Here is a 21,319-nt window from a genome sequence, read left to right as displayed (position 1 = left end):
CAGCTTTTACTAACTAAATTACCAGTCTGAATAAACCCAATATAGGTAAATGTAGACGACAAGCCCTACGCTTGTTGATTGAAGAACCAAATAAGTTGCTATTTTTTTGTAACCGGTATAAGCGATTCGGTCTAAGAGTGATACCTTGTTGACTACTTCTTTATCGTATAGAAATAGATTACTACCGGTTATCTGTGAAAAAAAGAGAGAGTGATACGATGAAAGCCAATCTGGATATTGACTTGTTTCCGGACCTACCGGTTGGCATTGTCGTGTGTGCTTCGGCACAGACTGGAACCGGCTCTATGCTGAATTTTGACATTACGTACTGCAATCCTTTCGCGTGTTCGCTGCTTGCCATTCCCTGCGAACCTGGCGAGACGCTGCTGCTTACGGACATCCCTTTCCTGAAAACGTTACTCAAGCCCGTTCGTGATGTGCTTAAGACAGGCGTCTCGTACAGAAATGAGTCGTATGAACAGGTGATGGGCTATTGGATAGATAGTTCGATTTACCGAAATGAGACAGGATGCACGATCTACCTGCAAAACAATACACCCAATAAACGCTATAAAGATAATCTACAGCGCCGACTGGAACTGGAAAGTATCATTGCCGGCATATCGAATCAGTTCAGCAACATAGCCTCTCACGAACTGGATACGTGTGTTGTTGACTCACTGGCTCAGATCGGTAGGTTCAACATGGCTGATCGGGCTTATATTTTCAGCTACTCGGCAGACGAAATGTCGATGAGCTGTACGCATGAATGGTGCGCAGAGGGTATCGAAGCGACACAGGCACGTTTTCAGAACAGGCTGACGCATGGTTTCCCCTGGTGGCATCAGAAACTGGTCGACGAAGAAACCATTTTGGTGAGATCACTCGCTGATTTACCCGATGAGGCAGCCAGCGAACGGAAAAGCCTGGCGGCACAGGGTATTCAATCACTGCTGGTCGTCCCCATGATTTTCGATAAAAAGCTGGTCGGTTTCGTCGGTTTCGATGTTGTCCGGCAGCAGCGAAACTGGGATAAAAATGATATTGACCTATTGAACACGTTTGCTGGGCTGGTGATAACGGTCACTAGCCGGGTAAATCGCGAACTGGAACTGCAACGGGTCAATAAGCGGCTCGAAGGGGTAAACCGCATCAGCAACGTGCTGCTAAATAGTCACCTGTCGGATGAGCAAGCCGATCACGTAGCCTTAAAACACATTTATAACATGATTCCCTGTGAGGTCGGGGCGGTATTTCGCGTCGACCAGAAAGGGCAGTTAGCCTATACGCAAAATCCGATGCGCAGGGGTAAGCGGGAAACCTGGACAGATATTCAATTCTCGGCCGACTTCCTTTATAATCGAAAATTTACGCAGGGTCAGGAGATCTTGATCAACCAGTTACAGGCGGATACTTACGGCTTACCCACGGGTCTGAATCCCTACCAGTGGGGCCACCGTTCCTTTCTGGCCGTTCCGCTGTTTGCCCATCAGCACTATATTGGTCTGCTGGTTCTGCTCGACAAAGCGCCGGATTTTTTTACGCAGGAGCACGTACTGATCGCACATGAAGTCGCGGGGCAATTGTCGATACTATTGTTTCAGGAAGATGTTAATCAGCGGCTGGCCAGTCAGGCGGCCAAGCTCAACGAAAATAACCAGCTTTTACAGGCGGTTATTACGAACGTGTCTGTCGGTCTGGGTCTCTTGCAGCCAGTCCGACAGAATAGCCAAATCGTTGACTTTACTTACTTGCTGGCCAATCCCGAAAACGAACACATTACGGGGTATAAACACTCGGAAATGGCGGGTGAGCCGCTGACCAGCTTATTTCCGCATGTAGTGACCAACGGCTTTTTTGATAGAATCGTCCATGTATTGGAAACGGGCGAAACCGCGCACTTTCAACAACTGGTTAACTTTCCGAGCGGTGATTATTGGATCGATTACTCGCTGGTTCGGGTGGGGGACACCATTCTGTTGACCGCCAAGGATATTACACACCTCAAACAGATCGAAGACCAACTTCGGCAAACCAACGCTGACCTGGAAAAACGGGTGGCCGATCGTACGACCCAAATTCAGGAGCTTTCGGCCATGCAGCGGGCCATCCTGAAGCATGCGGGCTTGGGTATTTCGGCAACGGACACCGAAGGCATTATTCAGCTCGTGAATCCTGCGCTCGAAGCGATGTCAGGCTACAGCGCGGAGGAATTAGTGGGAAAAGTTACGCCCAGTTTCATTGGTCAGCCGGACGTTTTTCAGCCGAAACCTGATCTCCTGCACGCTGACACAGCGTTTGACTTGAGTGCGTCTAAGGCAAAATCTGGTTTTATTCAGCAGGAGTATACGATCCGCACTAAGCAGGAAACCTACATACCCGTTCTTACCACGATCAGCGGCCTTTACAACGAGGATGAGAAGCTGATCGGCTACGTAAATCTGGTAACCGATATTGCCTATCTGAAACGCATTGAAGAAGAGTTAAAACAGGCCAATCAGCGTATTCAGTTAGCGACAATAGCGGGTAAGCTCGGCGTTTGGGAGTGGGGTCTGGAGACGAATGAATTGGTAGTCGATGAGCATTTTTATACGCTGTTCGGTATACCCGACACCATTAAGATTCAGCGGATCGCTGAGCTGGCCAAACTGGTTCATCCCGCGGATCTTACCTTTTTCAATCAGAATGTGAAGCAAATTATTCGGGATCAACAGCCTTTCGAGGCTGAATTTCGCATAATCTTCCCGACGGATAAGTCCATTCATTTTATGAAGGCGGACGGGTTGGTGTTACAGAACGAGGCCGGTAAAAGTAGCCGCATGATTGGTGTGGTCAGTGACCAGACCGCTAAAAAACAGGCCGACTCAGCCCTGAAAGAAAGCGAACAGCGCTATCGGTCGCTGGTTGATCATTTGAACGATATCGTTTTTTACATTGATTACACGGGGGCCTGGGTCTATTTGAATCCGGTCTGGCAGTCGATAACAGGGTTCAGCGTTGACGAATCGATAGGAAAACCAGCGCTGGATTTTGTCTATCCCGACGATCGGGAACGGAACCGTCATCTGTGTGAACTGCTGATGAGTCGTCAGAAAGCGTACTGCCAGCACATCGTTCGCTACGTTCATAAGGGGGGAGGGTATCGATGGATCAGCGTATTTGCCCAGGTTACGGTCGATGAACACAATGAAGTCACGGGCATGACCGGTACGCTGACTGATGTTACGGAACGCAAAAAAGCCGAAGAAGCGGTGCTGGAAAGCGAGCAACGTTTTCGCGATATTGCCGAAAATGTAGATGAGATTTTTTGGATTCGTGACCTGGACGAACCGCGTTTTATCTACATGAACTCAGCCTATGAGCGCTTTAGCGGCCAGCCGGTTCAGAAACTTTACGAAAATCCCTATCTGTTTTTACACTTCATTCTGGAAGAAGATCGCCCAAAAGTAATGAATGCATTTATGCACAGAGATCCGGATCTGGGCTTTTCGTTTCGGGCTCGCCATCAGGATGGGAGCATTCGCTATCTGGATGTCCGGATATTCACCGTGAAAGATGAAGCTGGCTTGCTGAAACGTCGGATTGGTATGGCTACTGATAGCACGTCGTCTGTTGAAAAAGAATTAATTCTGGAAGAATCGTTGCAGAAAGAACGCAGTTTGAATTACCTCAAATCGCAGTTTATTTCGACCGCTTCCCATGAGTTTAGAACGCCACTGGCCACCATTAGCTCAAGCGTGGAATTATTGAAATATTATGTAAACGCTATACCCGAAGGCACCAAAACGGAGTCCATCAACCAACATATCGACAAAATATACCGCGAAGTTTTTTCATTAAACGACTTAATTTCGGATACGCTTACCATCAGCAAAATTGAAGAAGGGCAGGTAAAAGTTAATCGGGAGTATATCGATTTGAAGGCACTCAGTAAAGAAATAATAGAGACGACTTTTTGCGATCGGCAGGACAAGCGATCGATTAAATTCAACGTCACGGGTCGATCCCGAGCTGTTCTGACAGATAAAAAACTAATTAGTCATGTCCTGAAAAATATTCTGGCCAATGCCTTCAAATTTTCGACAAAAAATCCACGGCTAACCCTGACTTTCGACGAAAAAGCGGCTACTTTTTATATCATCGACGACGGAATCGGCATTCCCAAGGAAGACATTCCGAATTTGTACGGTAAGTTTTTTAGGGCACGTAACGCGGGCACAATTCAGGGAACCGGCCTTGGATTAGCGATCTGCCTGGAATACGTAACCCTGCTGAAAGGCTGTATTACTATCGATAGTAAGGAGGGGGTCGGCACGACTGTTCGAGTTATCCTGCCGATTATGGTTTGACGTATTTTGCTGCCATTGTTTGACTGGTTCTTATCGTGCCGCTTATCGACTTGATCAGTCATTCGCCGAGTCGTGACAACTCAGAAAAGGCTGTTATAGCGCGCTAATTATACCAAGCGTACCCAAAAACTTGACTATATGCTGCCAAAATTACTCTTGATTGAAGATGAGGACAATCTGCGGGAGAATATAGCTGAACTTCTCAGTATCAATGGTTACCATGTGATGTCAGCGCTGGATGGTCAGCAAGGATTAGCGCAGGCGGCACTTGAACCACCTGATTTGATCATATGCGATATCCTGATGCCTAATCAGAATGGTTATGAAGTACTGGAAATTGTCCGGTCAACACCTGCATTGACCAACACGCCATTTATCTTTCTGACGGCAAAATCAGACCGGCTGGATCTGCGGCATGGTATGAACCTGGGAGCCGATGATTATTTGACAAAACCGGTTGCGAGTGTCGATCTGATTAAGGCCATTGAAAGCCGGTTGCGGTATAAGAAGCAATGGATACCTCCGGAAAAACCATCAACGTCCTACCTGACGACGCTTAAAGTGTATAATGACAGAGGCAGCATGACCTTGCGAGCCGAAGAGTGCCTTTACTTTTTCACGAAAGAAAGGCGGTATTATGTCATACACCCACAACGAACGTATCAATTGAACAAGAGCTTAGAAGATTTGACCGCTCAATTGGATCCCCAACAATTTTTTCGGGTAAATCGTAAGGAGATCATTCATCGAAAAACGATCCAGCATTTTGCTTACTGGCAGGATGGAAAATATTGCCTGTTCCTGCAACTTGGCAATCAAACCCGTGAAGTTATTTTGTCGAAAGCACGTTATCGGGTCTTTATCAACTGGCTGCAATCGTAACGAACCTGCTAACTACTTTACTCGTAAACGATCTATAGTACCAACGTTGCGAAGATGGTACGCCCAGGAAACCAATTCGAATGTTGCGCACGACGTATGTACGCAGATGTCCTTATTTACTTTACTGACAGCAACGCATTACTGAAACCTATCCTGGTCCGCTTCGTAAACGTCGATCAGGTATTTGAATAAGGGCGCGTTGGTTACGACAAAGTGCCGGAATGGAATACTGCCGCGTTTTGAATTGAGGGTAGTCAATAGATGTTTGTCGCCTTTCTGTGAGTAAAAAACGGCCAGCGCTCGGGCTGTTTCCCAAAGGCGATTGTAAAATTTGTCAGACTCTTCCTGTGTGGCCAGAAACGGCGAATACTGTACTCGGGCAGCGCCAAATCCCATGCTAACGTAATCGTACAATTCATCCAATGCCTGCTGGCTAATTGATCTGTCCATTATGGGATTAGTCTCTGACTTTAGGCAAAAAATAAGTAATTGTCCGCTACACGTTAATCGATAAATGCATCGTCATCGATTTGTCTGGTTAAAGGAAAAGGGTTACATAAACGCACTTTTGTTTGCTATTTTTAAGTTTTGATAATTAATGAATTCGAGCCGCATTTTTCAGTAAGACAACTCTAAATCTATAGTCTACGATTGGAATTAACAAATAGGAGGGAGGCAATCGGTATACACAAAACTATAGCCTCAGCAAAAACACTGATTTTGCCGTACATTTATCGGTTTGGACGGTAGTTCTTTCTCGCACTTACCGTACTGCTCATGGACAATAAAGGGTGAGTTGCGGAAATTTTCTTGATGGTAGAGCGTAAATTGGGTGCTGATGACGTGAGCTCCATCAGTGCTGGGTTCACCCGATAGGATATGGCTGCTTAAGCCGAAACGCCTTACAGAATTTTTTTAGCTTGCTTTAGGAAACCAGCGCCGAACAACTCATCCAGCAAACCGGTAAATGAATATGCCTTCCGGAATTGAACCCGCTGGAACGTCTCACGCAGATCACGGTGGAGTAAATCGGCGTTCGCTTCTTCATAGCCTTATGTATCAAGTAATGCGTCGTTGCCTGGTCGCTGTTTTTCAGTTCGTCGTTTTTGGTAATTGCTTCATTGCCCTCTGCGCAGTGGTGATGTGTCTGACGACCGTGGCGTTGTTTCACCTACAGGTGCCGGACTTATTTTTGCCCTTCATTTTCGCTGGTACACTAGGCAGCTATTGCCTCCATGTGTACCTAACCGATATGTCATCCGCAGGGACTGACCGGGAACGTTGGATTGAGACGCATAAACAGTTGTTGCTGGGCTTGTTTATTGGCTCTTTATTGGTTGGCGGCTGGTTGCTGACTCAGCTGAACGCTTACCTGACCGATCTGCTACCGGTTATCCTGCTGACATTTTTATACACAGCACCCAAAATCAACTGGCGTCCTTTCCGCGCTCTGCGGCAGATTGCCGTCTTAAAAACCACGTATCTGTCTCTGGTCTGGGCCTATGTAACCGTAGCCCTCCCTATGCTTCTGGCTACGTCAACCGTACGTATCAACTGGGTATTCGCAGGGGCCTGGCTGCTGAATCGGTTCCTGCTGATTTACAGCATTGCGCTTTGCTTCGATTATCGTGACCGGGATATAGACCGGCAATCGAAATGGCTAACGATTGTGTCGCGGTTAACCGGGCGGCAGGTAAAGCTATTTTTCGGGATTCTCGCTTTCGGCTTCGGTCTGACGGTTGTTGGCCTGTACACGCTTGGCTGGGATACGCTGACGCTTCTGTGCGTATGCCTGCCCATGCTTATCCTGCTGGTTGTGGCGCGACGAATTGTGAGCAATGCATCCGAATACGGCTATTACGTCTATCTGGACGGCTTGTTGATGTTGACGGGTGTGCTGCTTGAACTTCTGCATGTAGGGACTTTCTGACACGATTGGTGGTTGTCCGGCTTTATGGTCTAATTATCAGTCGAATAGGAGCTGACTTACTTAGGATCTACGCTACTCATAAAACTTCTTGCTGAGCTGGCCGACGCTGAGTTCAGCATTCCTTCGACTACCCGGTTCCGGTGGACCTGTTGCTTACTATTTGGAGAGTATCCCAACACTCCGACTAATCCCGTGTTCTCCTAACTCAACTTATCATCTCGTATCTATGTCTATTACCCTTCAACAGGCTCAGCAAGCTATCGAGGCAGCCATCCGGCAAGCCACCCAGATCAGCACTCCTATGAATATTGCCATTGTTGATGGTGGGGCAAACCTGACCGCTTTCGTACGGATGGATGGAGCCTGGTTAGGCTCGGTTGACATCGCTCAGCGTAAAGCCCGCACCGCCCGCTATTTTGACATGCCCAGTGGTGAACTGGGGAAACTTTCCCAGCCCGGCGGATCGCTTTATAACATTGAGCACTCAAATGGAGGCTTGATTACATTTCCGGGTGGTCTGCCCATAAAAAATGAACAGGGTGAAATCATTGGCGCTATCGGCGTATCTGGTGGTAGTGTGGATCAGGATGAAGCCGTTGCTCAGGCTGGTGTCGATGCATTGACGTAGGCCAATCGGCACCCCCTAACTTTTATAACTGGTAGCCATACCTCGCAAGGTGTGGCTATTTTTTTTCGTAATCGGCGCAACTGACCAGACGCTTGGTCAACACCTCGCCACGATCAAAACCGTCATTAAAAAGGTCCAGCGCTGATCTGCTCTCTTTTTGCCTCATCAACCAGCGTTTGTAATTTCCAGAAAAAGTAAGTTGCGTTAAGCCAGAAGATGACTCAATCGATTCACGATCAACTGAGATCTACACCGTGCACGGCGTAACTGCTGTTTATGAAAGTCAATCATGGACTCATAACGGAGAATAAGACGGGTCTTTCTGGAATCAGATAAGTACGAGGTTTGAGTGCGCTGGAGCCATCTCATGGAGCAGGCAATCATTCGTTCGTGTGCCGAAATGGCGACCTCAATCTGATCGATGCGCAGGCGAGTTAAGCGGATCAATTCTTGATGGCGCGAAGAGTCCGTCTGGCAGGGTTGACGTAAAGTGGTCAGCCATTCCTGATGCAATTCCTCCATGAAGGTAGAAAAAGGAAGGCCGTCGAAAGCCGCCAGAGGAAGGTCCGTGCGGTCACTGCCATCCAGTAACTGAACGGTTAATAAGGTATGTCCTTTCGCTACCAGGCTACTCAAAAAATCGAATTCGGCTTCGATTGAGCTCAAGGCATAAGCAAATTCAGTGCTTCCGCCTTCTTTGTCCAACGCAGTAAATACGATCATATAGCCTTTTCTTAAATGCGCATATGGGTAAACTGAATGAGTAAGCGAATAGTTACGGTCGACATCAAATACCAGCCAGGTAAGCGAGAACTGTCTTCATTTTTTGTCTTTATTTCGAGGAGAAATAATGCTTTGGCTAGTCAATAAAATAATCGGCCTTGTGCTATGCGGTGTTTCGCTTTGCGCTACCCCGTTTCCTCATCAGTTTGCCTCAAGCAGGTATACGCTTGTTTGGTCTACAGTAATGTAAAGTGAATGGTGAGTACTAAAACAGAAGCCTGGCAACTGCTGGGCTTCTGTTTTAGTGAATGGGTGCAGCGACAATGTCCCTCTTGACCCATGAAAGTCAGCTGCAAATAAATATGCCGGAAACAAGTAGCGTGTTACTGATCAGGAAGCTATATTACAACTCTACCCCCATTTTACTAATTAAGCATGGAAAATTCTGACTCTTTCTACATCGTAGCGATCGGCGTATCAGCCGGTGGCCACGAACCTTTGTGGGACTTCTTCAGCCAGATTCCCGTTGACTCGGGGATTGCTTTCATCGTGATTCAACACCTGAACCGGGATTACGCCAGTATCGCCGATAAGCTCTTGGCCAAATATACGGACATGCCTATCTACTGGGCCACTGATCAACAGCAAGTCAGGCCAAACTGTGTATACATGTTGCCTGTCAATAAAATGATGACGATTGAGGAGGGGCTGCTTCAGCTACAGGACCGGGAAGTTCTGGAAAGAAGCAACTGGGCGGTTGATATCTTCTTTCGCTCACTGGCTAACGGCCAGAAAGCCAAGGCGATTGGCATTGTGCTGTCGGGGGCGGGCACGGATGGCACGCTGGGCGCGATTCAAATTCATAATCAGCAGGGTACGGTTATGGTGCAGGATCCTCGGACAGCGCAGTTTTCCAGTATGCCTCGTTCGGCCATAATAAAAGACCACCCCACCGAGATCTTAGCACCCAAACGGCTGGCGAGGGCCTTACTGGATTTTGTAGTTAACCACGATTATTCACTGACCGAGTCCAAATAAGTTGTCTCGCCGATTCGCCACCGTACGAACGTATGGGGTCATAAACGAACCCCTCCGTAATCGGTAAGTCACGTGAACTGGTTACAACGGCCAGAAAAATTAACGATTTTGTTGTTTATTATCGGGTTCAGCCGGGCGGATAAACAGCCAACTCCCCGACCAGCGAATTGACTACGAATAGCCAATTGCTTGATCGGGGAGTTGATCCTGTAGAACCAGGTGTATCGACTATCTATTTAGCCGGGTAGGTGACCGTATTGTCATCGTCCAGCAACGTGCCAGCCGGACGAACCGTTTGCGCGGTCGTGCCTACATTCTCTACATCGACTTCGGTGTTACGCACCGTTTCATGGATAACTTCGTCGCGTTCGGTAACGTCTTTACCGACCGAAATTTCTTCCACCACATTCGCCGTTTTAGAAACAACCGGTACTTCAGCGTGCTCCGTCAGCGAAATCTCGCCTTCCTGAAAGGCGTTCAGATCAGCCGCCGTAGCTGGGCGATTGACCGGATTGCGTTGAACGACAACGCGCTCTTCCCGCAACCGGATACTTTCTTCAATGGGCCGCTCCACAATACGACTCCGCACCCGGACACCGCCCGTTTCAACCGTACGCTTGCCTACTTCCAGGTCTTCCTTAATTACCTTGATGGTCTGATCGCCATCAGCTAACTGACTCGGCTCCGTCGTTGTTGTATTTGCCAGGCCTGTACTTGTCGTAGCACCATAGCCATATTCTTTACCCGCCGTAGTGCCGTAACCATATTCCGTTGCCCGCTCATCAACATCGACCGCTCCGGCCTCGTCCAGAATGTCAGCCGCCCGTTCCGCTTCATCGGCTGAACTCGCGTGTACCGTTACGATCGAACCCCGTTCGGCGACAGTTGAGTACCGGTTCGTGTCATCGTCATCATCACCACCAAACAACGAACGGAAAAAACCGCCAATGCCACTGCCCGTGTCTTTAGCATCATCGATCAACTCTTCGCTACGCGTGCCCGATGAATTCACGTTCCGATCCGGAAAGGCGTCGCCGGTGCTGGTTGTATCGGTGCTACGGCCAGCTGAAATGTCAATGTTATTTTGGCTAAATCCTTCACTAACCAATGTGCTAACGGCCTGTTGTGCCTGGGTGGGCTCGTCAAAAATTCCGATTACTGTAAGTGCCATGACTTGTACTGGTTTGGTTGAGTAAAAGATGAATTGATCTATAACGAAGGCTATCGAACCAAGCCGGACGTTCATTGAATGGGAAATTGCGCTTTAGGCTGATGGCTTCCCGGCGCAGGGTAAATGGTGTCACCAGTTCTGAGTGACTGATACCCTGCTTTCTTACAAAACCATGCCATCAAGGGAAATCAGCAAATGCACCATGTGGTCTATTTATTTGATCGATCAACTAGGTCTTTATGTGATAGGGGAATGGGGCAATCCGGCCCCATACTGTAGAATTCTGTGACTCATCACGAACCCAGGCGGAAAATGCGCGTTAGGGCCAGCCTACAGAACCTGGTTTCGTCACTGATTACTGCTTAAATAGGTCTTATTGCCATTCCTGTTGATGTAGAACTTGCCACCTCGTTCGCCATCGTGAACCACTTCACCGTTGGGCCCTTTAAGCACCTTGTCGATTGGCGCTTTATAATCAGCCGGGGATGCTTTTTCTGGGTTACCCACCGGCGGGTTGATTTTTTTTTCGGCCTTAGCCGCTCGGGCCTTGGCCATGCGATCCGTTACCGACATCTTCTCCTTAAGGGCGGGTGTTTGGGCCAGCGTATCGGTCGAATAAAACAAACCCAGCGAAATACTTAGAGCGATTAGTACTGTTTTCATTGATTCAATAGGTGTCATCCGGTCAATCGCCAGCCATTAAGCCAGACTTTGTTTCTGCAACCGAGGGACCAGGTGAAAGTTAGGAAGCTCATGCTGTCGATTCCCCAGGCACGGGGCACTTTTTCCTCAGCTTGTGCCTCGTTTCTCATCGCGTGTTGCTACCCGTTCGATTGACAAGGCGCTGGAAGCTACTATTTTCCTTGATGGCACCATTTTTACAGGATGTGTCCTTAGTCAACCGGCGCATCATAACTGGATGCCCCGTTTTTTTACTAGAATTAGCTAACGGGGCGCTGCACCCTTACGTAATGATACCTCAGGAATCCTTTACTACGTCCAGTACTTCTGCTCAATCACCTCAACCAGATGGAGACGCGTCCGATCAGCCCGTTGTCACGAACCAACCCGTTGAGCGTATACCCGTTATTGAGGAAACGATCACAATCGGCAAGCGATTGGTGGAAACCGGGCAGGTTCGGCTGGTGAAAACGGTGCATCAGGATCAACAGGAGGTTCAGATTCCGCTGACTGCCGATCAGATCATGGTTGAGCGGGTACTGATCAATGAGCTGGTCGATGAGGCTCCGGTCACGCGTCAGGAGGGCGATACGATCATCTATCCAGTCCTCAAGGAAGAATATGTCCTGGTTAAACGGATCCGGCTGGTGGAAGAAATTCGGGTGACGACGCGGCAGGTACAAACGATTGAAAACCAGACCATCAATTTGCGACGAGAAGAGATAGCCATTGAACGTACCTCGATCGAAAGCCGCCATGAACGTTCCGATTCGACGGGTGCGTCCACCACAGCGGCTGGTATCGGAATGGGCGGGCATACTGAACCCTACCGGCCTGACGAGTCGTCCTTGTAGATTGCTCAACGAATCATTATGCACCTGTCCCGGCAGCATACGTGAGGGTGCCGTCAGTCCTACGCTGCCGATCGAACCTGGAAGTTGAGCAGGTGATTCGCCACACCAGTAAGGTCGTCCCTAAACCACAACTCAACCGGGCAGGTGTGGTTGCTCGTGCTGCGTGGCATTGCCTCTACTGCCTGCACACGCGCTAATCACTCTATATACGCAGCTAACGGTCATTTACCTGGATTTCGGCTCTGTTCTGTAACAACTCGGTTTTGGTGAGGTTCTGCCAGCGAGAGAATGGCACACTGATCCCGGAAAAGGACGCCGACCTGACCCGTTTTTTGGATATCCGATTGTTACCCCAATGGCCCATGAGCAACTTATTGACCCGTTTCTACAAACAACTGTTCGCTGATTCTATACCCATGACCACGACAACTGCCCAACCTACTCAGGCTACGAAAGGATTTTGGGCCAGTGCCTGGAATATACTGCGCGATGCGGCAAACGGTTTTCTGGACGATCGCTGTCTGAAGCTCAGTGCTGCCTTAGCCTACTATACTATTTTTTCGCTGGCTCCCTTACTGGTGCTGATGATCGCTCTGGCGGGTATTTTTCTGGGGGAAGAAGCCATCCGAGGACAGATTTTCGGACAGATCAATGGATTGGTCGGTAATCAGGCGGCCAAGCAAATTCAGGATATGATCAAGAGTGTCGGGTTATCGGGTAAAAGCAGTACGGCCCTGGTTATCGGTATTGTTACCTTACTAATCGGTGCCACCAGCATTTTTGTTGAAATTCAGGATTCAGTCAACTTGATCTGGCGTGTCAAAGCCAAACCAAAACAAGGATGGCTCAAGTTGCTCAAAGATCGACTCTTATCTTCGTCTTTAGTAGTGAGCCTGGGGTTTCTGCTGTTGGTATCGCTGGTCGTCAATGGCGTCGTGCTGGCGCTGAGCGATCAGCTGACCCGTTTCCTGCCGGGTTTAGGTGTCTATGTGATCAGCGCACTCAACTTTGCCATCAGCACCGCCGTTGTGACGATACTGTTCGGTGTCATTTTTAAAGTGCTGCCCGATGCGAAAATCAGCTGGAAAGACGTGCGGTGGGGGGCCATCTTCACGGCTTTGTTATTCATGCTGGGCCGGTACCTGATCGGGTTATACATTGAAACAACCGGTACCGAATCGACATACGGAGCCGCAGGTTCGCTGATCGTTATCCTGACGTGGATTTACTATACGGCGGCCATCTTGTATTTCGGAGCCGAGTTTACGCAGGCGTACGCTAATCAGCTCGGCATCAAGATTGAACCCGCCGACAATGCGGTATACATCGAGCAGACGGAACGGGAGCGTGAAGTAAGTGCCATTCCCATCCAACAGAAAGTGGCCCAGACCCGGAAATAAGGGTACTTCGGCTTTATTTTTCGGGTATGTACCAGAACGGGATGGTGACGATTTCTTCCGTTTTGGTCTAGAAATCAGCTACAACCAAAATTTGTAGTGTGTGCCGGCCCGTTCTCAGCGTAGTCGGCAGCAATACCGTTTGCCAGCCGTGGTGCTGCACAAACGACTGACCTGGCCGTAGGGCAAACGCAGCAGGTGAGCGGGAAAGCCAACCAGCTAGGTTCTGAAAGTATCCACTTGTGTTGGGTTTGTATCCGCTATTCAGGCAACACAAGTGTAGTTAGCAGCGTACTAGATAGGTAAAGATAACTGGCTATTTTGAGATGCATTTTTGAGATCAGTTTTAACGGCGTCAGATAGTAACCCGCCTGTTAAGCGTCATCTCAAGGATGGAGGGCGACCGTCGTCCCTGTATCTCTACATTGCCAAATTAATCTGATCACGCTATTTCGTACGTCGATTTATGAACATCTTCACCAGAACGGGCAGTAAGCTGCTGATTGCAGCAGCCCTGCTAGCGGGTTGTAAGTCCAGCGGAGACACAACCGTAACCCCAGGAACCTCAGGCACGTCGGGTACATCATCGAGCATCACGGGAGATCTGGCCACAACGACTTCAACCAACATGACCTGTGCTTCATCAACGGGGGTCGCGAAAGTGGTTTGTTTGGCCGAAGCCTTCAAAGCCACCCTTAGCAGTACCCAGGTGTCGACCATGCAGTTGACCTACAGCAAAACCAACGCCCAAAAGTGGTCGAATTTGCCTGCGGCCCTCTCGTCGCGGATCGGGATTAAATTGGGCTCTCTCAGCAGCACCCAACTGGCTGCTTTCCGGGATCTGATGGTGGCGGTATTGGCGCTCACGACGACCGAAGAAGGCTACGACGAGATGCTGGGAAATCTGGTCGCCGACGACTATTTAGCGACTATTGGGGGTGGTTCGGATTATGGGGCCGGCAACTTTTATCTGTCATTCCTGGGTACGCCCAGCACTACGGGCCTGTGGGAGATTCTGTTCACGGGACATCACTACACCCAGCCCTATACCTTCAACGCCGGTCAAATAACGGGAGTTACGCCGGCATTTCGGGGTGTCGAGCCAGCGGCTGCCGTAAGTGCCAATAATCGTACCTACCAGCCCATTGAACAGGAGCGGCAGGTATTTGCCAGTATGCTGACGGGGTTAAGCAGCAGCGAGCAGACTACCGCCAAGCTGTCCGCTACGTTTACAGATCTGGTGCTGGGTCCCGGTAAGGACGGACAGTTCCCCGCTACCAAGTCTGGCTTGCTTGTGAGTACGCTGAGTGCGGCTAAACAAGCACTGGTGCTGAATGCCATTAAGCTCTACGTCAATGATCTGGACGCCACTACGGCGGCCACAATTCTAACGAAATACACCTCGGAGTTAGCCAACACGTACATTGCTTATTCGGGTACGACGGCGGTATCGGCGCAGAACGACTATGTGCGTATCGACGGGCCGAGCGTCTGGATCGAGTTTTCGTATCAGGGTGGTGTTATTGTCCGGAATACGCCCCACCCGCACTCCGTCTGGCGAGATCATACCGGCGATTATGGGGGGAACTAACGGAACTTTTTTTTCTTCGAGCGGCAACTGTCTCGCATCATCAGCTGTCCGAACCGATAGTATTTTGCTATGCGGATCGCATCGAAGAACCCTGATTATTTTTATTAATTAACGCATACAGCGAGATTAGCACCATGAAGCCTTTAATGTTTTTATCGGGTATCGGATTGGTTATCTTCCCGGCTCTGTTGGCCATCCAACGGCCGGTTTACACGCCTGCGCCAGTCCAGATGGCGAATCCGCTACCGATGGCCGTACCCACCGACTGTGCATCCGTTGAAGGGTTAGCCCAGGTGGTTTGTTTGGCGGATGCGTTCAAAGCTACGCTCAACCGTGAGCAGGTAGCCGCCCTACAATTACCTTATTCAAAGACTGACGCCGTTAAGTGGTCGAATTTCCCCGAATTTGGTGGTCGGCCCCGGCGGGTTGGTATCCGCTTAGGTCTACTGAATCCTGTCCAGCTCAAAGCCGCTAAAGCCTTGATGGGCGCCGTGATGGCCCAGCATGTTCCCAACGAGGGCTTCGATGAACTGGATGGTAATTTAGCTGCCGACGAATACTTTGGAAAAACGACTGGCAAAACGGATACCTTCTCACCGGGTAATTACTTTTTGGCTTATCTGGGTACGCCTAGTACCACTGGGCTTTGGGAGTTGCAGTTTGGTGGACACCATTATGCGTTTGCCAATACGTACAATTACGGGAAAGTAACGGGTGTCACGCCCTCATTCCGGGGTGTGGAACCGATGGCCGCCATAACCGTCAACGGCCGATCCTATCAGCCCGTTGAGCAGGAGCGGCAGGCTTTTGCGATGGTGCTGTCGGGGCTAACCAACACCGAACAGACGAAGGCTAAACTAGCGTCCACGTTCAGGGATGTCCTGCTCGGTCCGGATCGGGACGGACAGTTTCCCGTGACCAAGCAGGGCCTTCGCGTGGGTGATTTACCGGCTGCCAAGCAAACCTTGGTCCTGAACGCTATCAGGTTGTACGTTAACGATCTGGACCCGGCTACAGCCGCAACTGTACTGGCCCGGTACACCGCCGGGTTACCCGAAACCTACCTCGGGTATTCAGGCAGTGAAACGCTCAGCCAATCGGGTGATTATGTAAGACTCGACGGGCCGGGCATCTGGCTCGAATATTCCGCGCAGCCCAGCCGTGATTTTCCGGGTACGGTGCATCCGCACTCGGTCTGGCGTGACCGCACCAGTGATTATGGGGGCAACTAAGGTAAACGTCTCTCGTTCGTGAAAAAACAACGCTGTTTTATCGACCTGCTATCCGGTTGGCCGGTGGTTTTTCTGCTAGGCCTGATGGCTACCCTATGGCCAAACGGATCGACGGCTCACCCCATGCCCAACTCGGTGGTGTTGCTTACCATACATGGGGATCGGATTGACGCAGAGGTGCAGATTCCGCTCAGTGAACTGCAAGCTGCCTGGGGGCATGCGGTCAATGATTCGGCGAATGGATTAGTGGCGCGGGTCGGTCCGCAATTGCGGGATTATCTGATGAAACACATTCGTCCACAAAGCCCCGACGGCCGGGATTGGACTGTTTCGGTGGGCGCCCTTTCGGTCCTTGAAACCCAGAACCCGATAAATGGCATGTATCGGGAGCTGGTGGCACAAATTCGACTGGTTCCCCCCGTTGGCGCTTCTTCGCCGGAGGAGGCCGTCCGGCGATTCATCTTTCGGTATGATGTCGTTCTGCACCAGGTGGTGACGCATAAAATTTTGGTGTCGGTTCGTCAGGACTGGGCACGTGGGCAGGTCTCCGACGAACCACCGATGCAGGTGGGCGTTATTGAACTGGATATTATTAACAACCGGATACCGCCCTTAGTCGTCAGCCTGGAAGCGGGTAGTACCTGGGATGGGTTTCGGGCGATGGTGCAGCTGGGTATCCGGCACATTTCGGAAGGCACGGATCATCTGCTTTTTCTGCTGGTGCTCCTGTTACCGGCCCCGTTGCTGGTCACTGGCGGGCCTGACCGAAGACTGTCCTGGGGTGAGTTTGGTGGGATTCGCTATAGTTTCAGGCGTATACTTATGATCGTCAGCGCCTTTACGCTTGGTCATTCGCTTACCCTGCTGTTGGGTGCCCTGGGCTGGATTCGGTTGCCCGGCCAACCCGTTGAGGTGCTCATTGCGCTATCTATCCTCGTATCAGCGGTTCATGCGTTTCGTCCCCTGTTTTCGGGCCGGACTGCGGTCAGTCGGGAAGCCTGGGTTGCGGCTGGCTTCGGTCTGGTGCACGGCCTGGCCTTTGCGGGTACACTGATTAATCTGCATCTCGATGCCGGTCCAATGGCCCTGAGTATTCTGGGTTTTAATCTCGGTATTGAACTGATGCAGGTCGGTATCATCACCCTTATCATTCCGTGGTTACTACTGCTGAGTCAGACGCCCTATTACGGCGGTTTACGGCGTACAGGAGCCGTATTGGCCGGAGTAGCAGCCATTGCGTGGGTCATTGAACGCCTGTCCGGTGAGCCAAACGCCGTAACTTGGGTTGTCGAGCAGATGGCCCGGCAAGCCTGGTGGTTGCTGGGAGGGCTGGCCCTGCTCACGCTGATTGGCTGGTGGCGACTTCAACAGGTCAAGCAACTTCCCTTCTCCTGACGGCCTGTTAGTCGAAGGTATTAAATACCCTGTAAAACAACCCGTTGGTAGGGCCGTTACGCCCTACCCGTCAATCGATTAATTTTAACTCGTAATGAAACATCAACGTCAATGGTCACGACGGAACTTCCTTTCTTCTGTCGCGGGGGCGAGTGTGGTCATGAGGACAAACGCGCTGGCGTCGTGGGCTACCGACCGGGTCCGGATCGACCCACGGGTGGCGGCCATCGTTGCCAAAACGATTTGCATTGATACCCACAACCATGTCGATGTTCCCTTCATCGCAGCTGAGGTCCCTGGTCCTCAACTCGACCTGGCTGGTGCGATGAACCGATCGGGCTTATCAGCCATCTGCATGACCATCTCCGTCGACCGGCCCGCGCTGGTCAACCCCGGAGACGCCTACGAGCGGTACAAGAATGCATTGGCGTCGATGGACAGCGTGCTAACCCAAAACGGTGTGAAGCGCGCTCTGAACCTGGCTGACCTACGCACGGCACACACGGCGCACCAGCCGACGGTCATTCAATCGATCGAGGGCGGTCATTTTCTGGAAGGGCATTTGGATCGGCTGGACGAAGCCTATACCCGGGGCTTGCGACATCTCGGGCTGCTCCACGACAATGATGCGTCTGTGCCATTGGGCGACGTTTACACGAGCCCTCCTCAGTGGGGCGGGCTGACCGCCTTTGGGGCCGATGTTATCCGGGCGTGCAACCGGCTGGGAATTCTGGTTGACCTGACACACGCCAGTAATGAAACGGTGAATGCGGCTCTCAAGGTGGCGACCAAACCCATAGTCATCTCCCACACGGGCCTTAATACCCAGTTGGGTCAGAATGAGCGCATGGCCGCTATGATGAAACCAAGACTCATCAGTAAAGAGCAGGCTCAACGTATCGCCAGGGCGGGTGGTGTTATTGGTGTATGGACACACTTAGCCGACACACCACTGGCATATGCCCAGAACATTAGGGCGTTGGTGGATGTCGTTGGGATCGACCATGTTTGTCTCGGCACCGATACCAAGCTAACCCCGTCTTATAGATCCCCATGTGCCCAGAAAGGTCCCGGCGGTGGTCAACAGGGCGAACGGATCGGTGAACGCACGAATGGGGCCTGGGCCGACCAGACAGTCGGGTTTTACTACGCTGTCGTTGATGCTCTGTTGACGGTTGGCTTTTCCGGCGATGAAATTGGTCGGGTAGGAGGGGGTAACTTCTGCCGCGTGTTCGATGCGGCCACGGCGGGTCATCACTGAGAGTCGACCAGTAGCCCCTCTTATGTTGTGAGTTGTCATAAATTAAGTAGCGCGTTGACCCTCCCGAAATTGGGTGGGTGACACGCCCATGTGCTTTCGGAAAAACCGGGCAAAGTAGTTCGGGTACTCGAAATGCAGCAGATACGCAATCTCCGACACAGAATAGGTGGTATAGGTCAGGTACTTGCGGGCTTCGTCCAGAATATGCATCTGCACAAATTGGCTGGCCGACTTTCCGGCCACGGCTTGACAGATCCGGTTCAGATGAACGGGCGTGATGGCCAGATCGTCGGCATACTGGGTGATCGTATGAGTCGTTCCAACCTGCCTGACTCGTTGCTGAAACTGCCGGAAATAGTGTTGCGGTAGGTTATTGGGACTGTTCTGCATGGTTTGGTTTTGCTGCCATAACCGGTACAGGATAACAAAGAGCCGTTGCAGACTCAGATGCAGCATGGTACGCTTTTCGGGCTGGTCGCCGAATAATTCCTCGTCAATCTGGGCAATCAGTTGCCCCACTACCGGCGCCGAGTAAGGCTCTTCGAACACCTGAATGCACTGTACCGATCCCAGCATAGGCTTCAGGGGCGAGGTATCCGGGAACAGGCTATCCAGTAAGCTGTCGGATAAGGTCAGAATACGGCCTCTGGTGTCCGGCGTGTAAATGAGCCCGTGCAGCGCTGTAGGCGGAATCAGCAGTACCACCGGCCCCGTTAGCTGGCGTTTTTGGGTAGCCTCCGAAAAATCGACACGACCCATTTCGACAAAAAATAGTTGACATAAGCGGGGGTGAACGTGTGGTTGAATCACCCAATCGAACAGATGGCTACGCGTTTCGAGCAGTTCAGAGAACAAGTACTCGCTATCCGGCTGATGGCCCGGCACCCCGACAACAGCCTGTGGTGGACAAAACCGGTCTGACGAACCGGTTTGATCGCTGACCTCGCCGTATAGTCCGTCAAACTGGGGAATGCGTTTCATACGTGCAAAGCTACGGTTCGGGCACTAAAAGTTGTAGCTTATGTTCGATTTAAAGCCGTCAAAGACCCTTTTGTTGCGGATGTACCCAGAAAGAAGCACCTACCATTTGTTGTCGTGGTCCTTTTGTACCAATGGCTATTGCCTGTTCAATCCTGGTGATCTCGCCTGCGGCACAGTAAACTGGATTCGGTAACAAACCATTTATCCTGGGCTTGTCGAGGAGTTGAGAACGGTTGCCTGGTTGCCTGTAGCCGATGCGTATCGCGCCGATGAAAACACGGGTTTTCACTATTAATTACGGTTGACCCTAATTCGTAGCACACCTATACATACGAGGATACGATTCCTGTCGCTTATCCATTCGAAGGCTTCACGTACCTGATTCGATCAGTAACTTATGGTACAGTAGTATTAGTTGATAAGCTCAGAAAATAGAGCGGAAAACGTGAGACAGCAGAATGCCCAGACGGCTTCCCAACCTGCGCATAACTGCCGGAGATTGTCCAGTGCTTTGTAGAGTAGCTTGTAGACAGATGGCGAAGTCAACTCCATCACGTCAGCGATTTCGTCAGTTGCCAGAGAACTGTAATACTTCAGGAAAATAATTTCGCGCTGACGGGGTGGCAATTGATTGATGAAACGGGCTAAGCGATCTGTAATCGAGTCGTCGGTTTGCGTGGCAATGAGTTGTTCCTCAGCGGAAAGCTCCTTGTCTTCGTCGGGTGTGGCGTCCGAGAATTGACGTTGCTTCGTAATACGTCGGATCAATTCCCGACGTAACGCCACGATGAAATACGCTTTGGGTGACGTAATGGCTGGCAATTTTGTCGCTTTGCCCCAGACCTGAACAAATAAATCCTGGACTGTGTCTTTGACCAGTTCCTTATCGGGAGCCAGCCGGTAGCCGTAGTTGAGCAGCATTTTGCCATACCGCTGGTAGAACCAGGACAACGCATCCGCACTGCCCTCCTGTAATGCTGCCCACTGTTGTTGTTCGGTGGTATTTGTATCGGGTGCTACAGTCGATTGACCACTATTTGAAGGAATAGTACTTGGCGTATCAATAGGAAAACCAGCCTTATCCCCGGATGGGTCAGGTGGATGCGTATAACGTTCCATAGTAACGAAAACCATCTAGTCGAAACGATGGACAGTGGTCTTGTTGATCCGACTATATTGCACTAAAGTACGGATTTATTGCATAAT

17 protein-coding genes are annotated in these 21,319 nt (G+C 50.5%); 11 read left to right on the top strand and 6 right to left on the bottom strand.

Going from position 1 to position 21,319, the window contains the following annotated elements:
* Window positions 1-194: 194 nt before the first annotated feature.
* Together GK091_RS24850 and GK091_RS24845 are read left to right on the top strand one after the other, a co-directional pair.
* Entirely contained in the window at window positions 195-4,349 is a 4,155-nt protein-coding gene (locus GK091_RS24850) for a PAS domain S-box protein (RefSeq protein WP_164043329.1), read from the top strand.
* 138 nt (window positions 4,350-4,487) lie between these two features.
* A complete protein-coding gene (locus tag GK091_RS24845) occupies window positions 4,488-5,231 on the top strand; it encodes a response regulator (protein ID WP_164043327.1) in 744 nt (247 codons plus the stop codon).
* A 138-nt stretch (window positions 5,232-5,369) separates the two neighbouring features.
* Here the strand turns inward: GK091_RS24845 and GK091_RS24840 are convergent, their stop codons facing one another.
* A complete protein-coding gene (locus GK091_RS24840; protein WP_164043325.1) occupies window positions 5,370-5,681 on the bottom strand; it encodes a hypothetical protein in 312 nt (103 codons plus the stop codon).
* A gap of 604 nt (window positions 5,682-6,285) precedes the next feature.
* Between GK091_RS24840 and GK091_RS24835 the strand changes: the two genes are divergently transcribed.
* Together GK091_RS24835 and GK091_RS24830 are read left to right on the top strand one after the other, a co-directional pair.
* Window positions 6,286-7,161, top strand: a complete 876-nt coding sequence (locus GK091_RS24835; RefSeq protein WP_164043323.1) for a UbiA prenyltransferase family protein — start codon at window positions 6,286-6,288, stop codon at window positions 7,159-7,161.
* Window positions 7,162-7,387: 226 nt separating this feature from the next.
* Window positions 7,388-7,789 (top strand): GlcG/HbpS family heme-binding protein, encoded by a 402-nt coding sequence (locus GK091_RS24830; protein ID WP_164043321.1) that lies wholly within the window; start codon window positions 7,388-7,390, stop codon window positions 7,787-7,789.
* Between the two features lie 204 nt (window positions 7,790-7,993).
* On the opposite strand, the gene GK091_RS24825 is transcribed toward GK091_RS24830, so the two are convergent.
* Complete coding sequence (locus GK091_RS24825; protein ID WP_164043319.1) at window positions 7,994-8,512, bottom strand: hypothetical protein; 519 nt, start codon at window positions 8,510-8,512, stop codon at window positions 7,994-7,996.
* 435 nt (window positions 8,513-8,947) lie between these two features.
* On the opposite strand from GK091_RS24825, the gene GK091_RS24820 reads away from it, so the two are divergent.
* Window positions 8,948-9,550 carry a chemotaxis protein CheB gene (locus GK091_RS24820; RefSeq protein WP_164043317.1) on the top strand — a complete coding sequence of 201 codons (603 nt, stop codon included), beginning with the start codon at window positions 8,948-8,950 and terminating at the stop codon, window positions 9,548-9,550.
* 232 nt (window positions 9,551-9,782) lie between these two features.
* Here GK091_RS24820 and GK091_RS24815 read toward each other — a convergent pair whose 3' ends face one another.
* Window positions 9,783-10,721 carry a YsnF/AvaK domain-containing protein gene (locus GK091_RS24815; protein WP_164043314.1) on the bottom strand — a complete coding sequence of 313 codons (939 nt, stop codon included), beginning with the start codon at window positions 10,719-10,721 and terminating at the stop codon, window positions 9,783-9,785.
* A 348-nt stretch (window positions 10,722-11,069) separates the two neighbouring features.
* Complete coding sequence (locus GK091_RS24810) at window positions 11,070-11,384, bottom strand: hypothetical protein (RefSeq protein ID WP_164043047.1); 315 nt, start codon at window positions 11,382-11,384, stop codon at window positions 11,070-11,072.
* 308 nt (window positions 11,385-11,692) lie between these two features.
* Here GK091_RS24810 and GK091_RS24805 point away from each other — a divergent pair, with 308 nt between their 5' ends.
* From GK091_RS24805 to GK091_RS24780, 6 genes are all read left to right on the top strand, one after another.
* Window positions 11,693-12,256 carry a YsnF/AvaK domain-containing protein gene (locus GK091_RS24805; RefSeq protein ID WP_164043311.1) on the top strand — a complete coding sequence of 188 codons (564 nt, stop codon included), beginning with the start codon at window positions 11,693-11,695 and terminating at the stop codon, window positions 12,254-12,256.
* 362 nt (window positions 12,257-12,618) lie between these two features.
* The gene (locus tag GK091_RS24800; protein ID WP_164043309.1) at window positions 12,619-13,656 is read left to right on the top strand and encodes a YihY/virulence factor BrkB family protein; all 1,038 of its coding nucleotides are present in this window, start codon (window positions 12,619-12,621) and stop codon (window positions 13,654-13,656) included.
* A 463-nt stretch (window positions 13,657-14,119) separates the two neighbouring features.
* Entirely contained in the window at window positions 14,120-15,244 is a 1,125-nt protein-coding gene (locus GK091_RS24795; protein WP_164043306.1) for a DUF3500 domain-containing protein, read from the top strand.
* A 134-nt stretch (window positions 15,245-15,378) separates the two neighbouring features.
* Window positions 15,379-16,476, top strand: coding sequence for a DUF3500 domain-containing protein (locus GK091_RS24790; protein WP_164043304.1), 1,098 nt, complete (start codon window positions 15,379-15,381; stop codon window positions 16,474-16,476).
* A gap of 18 nt (window positions 16,477-16,494) precedes the next feature.
* Window positions 16,495-17,871, top strand: coding sequence for a HupE/UreJ family protein (locus GK091_RS24785; RefSeq protein WP_317166347.1), 1,377 nt, complete (start codon window positions 16,495-16,497; stop codon window positions 17,869-17,871).
* 94 nt (window positions 17,872-17,965) lie between these two features.
* Window positions 17,966-19,132: a dipeptidase gene (locus tag GK091_RS24780; protein ID WP_164043302.1), complete on the top strand. Its 1,167-nt coding sequence runs from the start codon at window positions 17,966-17,968 to the stop codon at window positions 19,130-19,132.
* 42 nt (window positions 19,133-19,174) lie between these two features.
* On the opposite strand, the gene GK091_RS24775 is transcribed toward GK091_RS24780, so the two are convergent.
* A complete protein-coding gene (locus GK091_RS24775; RefSeq protein WP_164043300.1) occupies window positions 19,175-20,113 on the bottom strand; it encodes a helix-turn-helix domain-containing protein in 939 nt (312 codons plus the stop codon).
* 411 nt (window positions 20,114-20,524) lie between these two features.
* Complete coding sequence (locus tag GK091_RS24770; RefSeq protein ID WP_164043298.1) at window positions 20,525-21,232, bottom strand: RNA polymerase sigma factor; 708 nt, start codon at window positions 21,230-21,232, stop codon at window positions 20,525-20,527.
* Window positions 21,233-21,319 lie beyond the last annotated feature (87 nt).

The organism is Spirosoma agri (assembly GCF_010747415.1).
Lineage (GTDB): Bacteria > Bacteroidota > Bacteroidia > Cytophagales > Spirosomataceae > Spirosoma > Spirosoma agri.
The sequence above is the reverse complement of the archived record's forward strand: the minus strand, read 5'-3'. Positions and strand labels throughout refer to the sequence as shown.